This window comes from Alcanivorax sp., from assembly GCF_014762765.1.
In the GTDB taxonomy this organism is placed as follows: domain Bacteria; phylum Pseudomonadota; class Gammaproteobacteria; order Pseudomonadales; family Alcanivoracaceae; genus Alcanivorax.
In genome coordinates this window covers 1-5,819 of sequence record NZ_JABURH010000062.1, presented here as the reverse complement: position 1 = coordinate 5,819, position 5,819 = coordinate 1, and the positions used below count along the sequence as shown (strand labels likewise).

Annotated in this window: 5 protein-coding genes; 2 read left to right on the top strand and 3 right to left on the bottom strand. The window is 59.6% G+C overall.

Annotated elements, in window-relative coordinates; translation table 11 throughout:
- Nucleotides 1–742: 742 nt before the first annotated feature.
- Nucleotides 743–1,048 (top strand): hypothetical protein, encoded by a 306-nt coding sequence (locus tag HUJ17_RS02265; RefSeq protein WP_290509167.1) that lies wholly within the window; start codon nucleotides 743–745, stop codon nucleotides 1,046–1,048.
- A 95-nt stretch (nucleotides 1,049–1,143) separates the two neighbouring features.
- Here the strand turns inward: HUJ17_RS02265 and argA are convergent, their stop codons facing one another.
- From argA to HUJ17_RS02250, 3 genes are all read right to left on the bottom strand, one after another.
- The gene (gene argA / locus HUJ17_RS02260; protein WP_290509166.1) at nucleotides 1,144–2,463 is read right to left on the bottom strand and encodes an amino-acid N-acetyltransferase; all 1,320 of its coding nucleotides are present in this window, start codon (nucleotides 2,461–2,463) and stop codon (nucleotides 1,144–1,146) included.
- Between the two features lie 138 nt (nucleotides 2,464–2,601).
- Nucleotides 2,602–3,870: an inorganic phosphate transporter gene (locus tag HUJ17_RS02255; RefSeq protein WP_290509165.1), complete on the bottom strand. Its 1,269-nt coding sequence runs from the start codon at nucleotides 3,868–3,870 to the stop codon at nucleotides 2,602–2,604.
- A 10-nt stretch (nucleotides 3,871–3,880) separates the two neighbouring features.
- Complete coding sequence (locus tag HUJ17_RS02250) at nucleotides 3,881–4,561, bottom strand: TIGR00153 family protein (protein ID WP_290509164.1); 681 nt, start codon at nucleotides 4,559–4,561, stop codon at nucleotides 3,881–3,883.
- Nucleotides 4,562–4,885: 324 nt separating this feature from the next.
- Between HUJ17_RS02250 and HUJ17_RS02245 the strand changes: the two genes are divergently transcribed.
- The coding region (locus HUJ17_RS02245; protein WP_290509168.1) for an ATPase, T2SS/T4P/T4SS family at nucleotides 4,886–5,819 on the top strand (934 nt) is incomplete at its 3' end.

Genomic DNA, 5,819 nt, shown 5'->3' with positions numbered 1-5,819 from the left:
CGAAGTCCCCGTCCTTCATGCCCGTGGCGCGCCACAGGGCACGGGCGCCGGCCATGTTACGGCCATGGGTGGTGGTACGGGAGCGATACTGCGGCATGGGAACCTCGTAATGGTAACTAGCGGGACATAGCCGAACATTGTAACCCACAGAGGGGCCGGGCTGTAGGGATTGTCGGCCTTCGAGACAGGCTGTAGGAGCGCCGGTTATTCGCTCTGCTCACCCCTTTGGGGCCGCCTTGCCGGTGTTCCTTCGCTTCGCACGGTGAGGCGCGAATCCGGCGGTTATGGTGGCAATGCCATGAACAATGCTGTGGTCCTTGGGGACGAATGTGTTTTCGATAGCGACAGGCTGTGGAGTGAGGCGTGGAGCTCAGTGCGAGAGGCGAACCAGCCGTTTCGGGAAGACGGGGCCATGTCATGGAAATATCGAAAGTGCCGCAAAGCCGTTTTTCACCAGCGCGCCAGCTGAATATGTAGGATATGGCTTACATATTTTTGTAAGTGGCTGAGATAGAGTGAATTTTCATTTTTGGGGCTGCAAGAAAAGTCCGAACAAAATTTCCCGTTCAACACGCAAGTGCAAGAAAAGTCTGTTGAGAGTGATTCCCGGCTGTAGGGTAAGTTCCTGATTTGTTATTGGCTTAGTGTGGTTATTGAATGGGCGTTGATAAGGGATATACAGCAAAGTGTTATATCGCATCTGCAATTGAATAAACTGTTAAATGTCATCAAGGATTCGACAATGAAGTTAGAAATCACTGAAGATTACTATGATATTGCCGCAGAGTGGCAGTATCAGATGATTATCATCTTAAGAGATACTCTCAAGGAGAAGGGTATCGTGGGCGAGCAGGCCAAGGATATTGTCGGTGATTTCGCCTTCAATTTGTCCATGCTTCATGATCAAGGTGAAATCAAAGTGGATGGTAAGTCGTATAACCCACGAATCTCATTTGATGATTTCCAGGGAAAACTATTAACCACCGATGAAGATACCTACCTGCATGAGTATGCCTTTGGCAATACGAGCGAGGCATTTGGTGAGTAGAGCATTTAACAAGGCCAAGCAGCATCGCGCACTACGTGCGCTGGACCTCGCTACGCTCGGCCGCTGTTGGCGGCGTTAGAAAACCGTCGATAACTTCAAAGCCCCTTCACAAACACCTTCGAGTTCCGCTGCCAGTTATACAGCGACTTCCGGGCCCCCGGCAGCGCTTCCACGCCAGCCAGTTCAAATCCCTGCTGCTGAAACCAGTGGGCGGTCAGGGTGGTGAGCACGAACAGGCTGGTGAGCCCTTGTTCTTTGGCTCGCCGTTCCACGTACGCCAGTAGCTGTGCCCCCCGTTCGCCCTTGCGGTAGCCGGGGTGGACGGCCACGCAGGCCAGTTCGCCGGTCTTGTCGTCCGGGAAGGGATACAGGGCGGCGCAGGCGATGACCATGCCGTCGCGCTCGATGATGGCGAAGCGCTGGATTTCGTTTTCCAGCAGTTCCCGGGAGCGGCGTACCAGGGTGCCGTCCGCTTCCAGGGGTTCGATCAGTTCCAGGATGCCGCCCACGTCGTCGATGCGGGCGCCGCGCAGGGTCTCGTAGGTTTCCCGGGTGACCAGGGTGCCGCAGCCGTCGCGGGTGAACAGTTCCTTGAGCAGGGCGCCGTCGTCGTTGGCATCAATCAGGTGGGCGCGGCCGACGCCGTTACTGGCAGCGTGGCAGGCGGCGGTGAGCTGTCGATCCACGCCGTTGTCTTCGTACTGGTCGCCCGCAAGCAATTTGCCGGCCTGCTGGGGGCTGAGTTCGCGGACCAGGTTGCCTTCCGGGTCGGCCAGGCGCAGGTCGTCACCCATCAGGATGAGTTTGTCGGCGCCCAAGGCGATGGCGGCGGTGGAGGCCACTTCTTCCGCGTTCACGTTGAACAGTTCGCCGGTGGGCGAGCAGCCCAGCGGTGACAACAGCACTACATTGCTATTGTTCAGTTGCTGGCGGATGGCATCCACTTCGATGCGCCGTACTTCGCCGGTGTGCTGGTAGTCGAAGCCGTTGCGCACGCCCACCGGTTTGGCGATGACGAAGTTGCCGCTGATCAGACGGATGCCGGCGTTGTACATGGGGGAGTTGGCCAGCCCCATGGAAAACAGCCCTTCCAGTTTCAGGCGCAGGGCGCCGACAGCCGCCATGACGCCATTGAGCGCCGCGCTGTCGGTGATACGCATGTGCTGTTCAAAGGTGGATTCGATGCCGGATTCCGCCAACCGCGCGCTGATCTGCGGGCGGGCGCCGTGGACCAGTACCAGCTTGATGCCCAGGCTGTTGAGCAGGGCCAGATCGTGGATCAGGGTAGGCAGGCGTGGGCCGTCCAGTAGTTCGCCGGAAAGCATGACCACAAAGGTGCGCCCCCGATGGGCGTTAATGTACGGGGATGAATTGCGGAACCAGTGGACCTGATTGTCGGGGGTGGTGCTGGGCACGGCATGTCTCGGCGGTTGGTGGCTGACAGGCCAGTATAGCCAGCGGATCACGCTTGATGCCAGATGTCGGTGGCTCAACAGAAACAAAAACGCCGCCCTTGAGGGGCGGCGTTATTTGCGTCAGGAGTCGGAGGAGCATTACGCCCCGAACAGGCCCTTGAAGAAGTAGAAGAACAGAATGGACAGCAGGGCCCCGGCCGGCAGGGTCACCACCCAGGAGGTAAAGATGGTGCTGACCACCCGCAGGTTCAGGGAGCCAATGCCGCGGGCCATGCCGACACCCAGGATCGCCCCCACCAGGGTGTGGGTGGTGGAGATGGGCAGGCCGGTGCCGGAGGCCAGGATCACCGTGCCGGCAGCGCCCAGCTCGGCGGCGAAGCCGCGGCTGGGGGTCAGCTCGGTGATGTTCTTGCCCACCGTGGCCATCACCCGGGCGCCGAGAATGGCGAGACCGAACACGATACCCATGGCGCCCACCAGCAGGATCCAGCTGGGCATGGCGGCTTCTTCGCCGATCTGGCCGCCGCTGGCGATCACGCTGTTGATGGCGGCCAGCGGGCCCACCGCGTTGGCCACGTCGTTGGAGCCGTGGGCGAAGGCCATGGCGCAGGCGGTGAAGATCATCAGCACGGCAAAGATGCGCTCCACGGAGTGAAAGCGGAAATCCTTGTCGGCTTCCGGATTGGGCTGGATACGGCTGAGAATCACGGCGCCGATCAGGGCGATGACCAGGCCGCCCACGGCAGCCCAGCCCAGGCTGGCAGCGAAGCTGATTTCCAGGCCGATATGCTTGAGCCCCTTGAGCAGGGTCACGGCGGTGATCGCGAAGCCCACCAGGAACATGTAGAAGGGCACTACACGCTTGGCCCGCTGGAAGGGGTCATCCTGGTTGAGCACCAGCTTTTGCACGCTCTTGATCAGTGCAAAGGAAATAAACCCGGCCAGTAATGGCGAGGTCACCCAGCTGGCGACGATGTTGCCCACCTTGCCCCAGTTGACCGCATCCATGCCCACGCCCACGGCGGCAAAGCCGACAATGGCGCCGACGATGGAGTGGGTGGTGGACACCGGCCAGCCGAACCAGGAGGCGACGATCAGCCAGATGCCGGCGGCCAGCAGGGCGGACATCATCCCGTAGACCAGATAGTGAGGGAATTCAGTAAAGACGCCCGCGTCGACGATGCCTTTACGTACCGTGGCGGTCACTTCGCCACCGGCCAGATAGGCACCACAGAACTCAAAGACGATGGCAATCATCACGGCTTGCTTGACCGTCAGGGCGCCGGAGCCCACTGATGTGCCCATGGCGTTGGCTACGTCGTTGGCACCCACGCCCCAGGCCATCAAAAAACCGAAGGCGCCGGCCAGCAACAGCATCAGGTAGCTGTGTTCAATCATCCACTCCATAAGATAACTCCTAGCGTGCGACCAACATCTGCAGGCGGCCGCCCACTTTCTGGGCGCGATCAGCGAGATCGCCTACCCATTCGATGATCTTGTAGAGAAAAATGACATCCACCGGGGGCAGTTCGCTTTCCAGCTTGAACAGGGTGGAGCGGATGGTGATTTGCTGCTCGTCGTTATTGCGTTCCAGCCGGTCCAGCTCTTCGATGAGCTCTTCCACGATCTGGATTTCACGGCCGCTGAAGCCGGTCTCGATCAGCTCGTCGAGCTCGTTAATGGCTTTCTGGGCCTGGGCGGAGGTGTCGATGGCACCCTGCACATAGTCGCGCATCACATCGGCCAGCACCGGCGGGATGCTCATCTGCCGGCCCAGCATCAGCCCGGAGATGTCCTTGGCCTTGTTGGCCACCTTGTCCTGCACGCTGATCAGATCGAGCAGATCGGTACGGGGCATGGGCAGAAACAGGCTTTTGGGCAGGTTCAGGCGGAACTCTTTTTTCAGTTCGTCGGCCTGGTTTTCCAGTTCGGCGATACGTTTGCGGGCAGAGCGCGCCTTGTCCCAGTCCCCTTCGGTAACGGCGGCGAAGAAATCCGCCAGGGTGCGGGCACAATCGTGAACGGTGTCGTAATGTTGCTGTAGGGGCTTGATCGGTGAGCGGCCAAACAGGCCGGCAATGGAGCTTCCAAAGGACATAGGCGCCTCGGATCCAGAGTCAGAGTAAAACCTGAAGCAGGGGCTTCAGGTGGAATCAGTGTCCCACTTTCCCGGGCGGTCGCCCAGCAGGGAGAGGGCTCGGGTCATGGCACGGCCGTGCGTCTGTCACAGACATGTCATGAAACTGGTCGCGAGTATAGTCAAAGCCGCCGGGGCTGTCAGGGGTTCAATGATAGGGTTACAGTACTAGGACAAAATAATGAGGCCGCATTACGGCCCGTTAGTGAAACCGGAGAGTCTTGAGTGAACGCTACCGCCAACCCCGCCAAACTGGATGGTCTGCTGATTGATGTGCGCTGGCTGATGCGCGAGTTGCTGGAAGAGGGGCGCGTCAGTCAGGAGGACTTCAATGTCATTTCCACTACGCCGCGGGAAAAGAAGGAACTGAACTGGCACCCGATCCAGGTGTTGGCCAAGTATCGGCTTACCGATCAGACCAATACTCACCAGCTGCTGGATGTGGACTTCCTTACTCACTGGCTGGGAGAAAAGGCGGGTATTCCTGTCTGCCATATTGACCCACTCAAGGTGCATGTGGATCAGGTTACCAACGTGATGAGCTACGCCTTTGCCGAGCGCCACGGCATCGTGGCGGTGGAAGTGCTGCGTGACAAGGTGGTGGTGGCCTGCGATCAGCCCTTTGTGCGTGACTGGCAGACCCACCTCAAGCAGGTGTTGCGCGATCGGGAGCTGGAGGTGGTGCTGGCCAATCCGGAGCAGCTGCGCCGTTACCGGGTTGAGTTCTACAACCTGAGTCGCTCCATCGCCGGGGCCTCCGGCAACACCGGGCAGGAAATGTCCGGCATTACCAACTTCGAGCAGTTGCTGGAAGTGGGCAAGGGGCATCACGACGCGGACGACCAGCACATCGTCAATATCGTGGACTGGATTCTGCAGTATGCGTTTTCCCAGCGGGCCAGCGATATCCACCTGGAGCCGCGCCGGGAAACCGGCAAGATGCGCTTCCGCATCGATGGCGTGCTGCACGATGTCTATGAACTGCCGGCGGCCATCATGGCGGCGGTGACCAGCCGGTTGAAAATCCTCAGCCGCCTGAATGTGGCGGAAAAGCGTAAACCCCAGGATGGCCGTTTGAAGACCAAGTCGCCGGAGGGGGATGAGATCGAGCTGCGTATCTCCACCCTGCCCACCGCCTTCGGGGAGAAGATGGTGATGCGGGTATTCGACCCGGATGTGCTGGTGCGCAGCTTCGAGCAGATGGGTTTTACTACCGAGG

Excerpts from the sequence above, each read along its gene's own strand:
- HUJ17_RS02250 (WP_290509164.1), bottom strand. The coding sequence starts at position 4,561 with ATGTCCTTTGGAAGCTCCATTGCCGGCCTGTTTGGCCGCTCACCGATC.
- HUJ17_RS02265 (WP_290509167.1), top strand. The coding sequence starts at position 743 with ATGAAGTTAGAAATCACTGAAGATTACTATGATATTGCCGCAGAGTGG.
- HUJ17_RS02255 (WP_290509165.1), bottom strand. The coding sequence starts at position 3,870 with ATGGAGTGGATGATTGAACACAGCTACCTGATGCTGTTGCTGGCCGGC.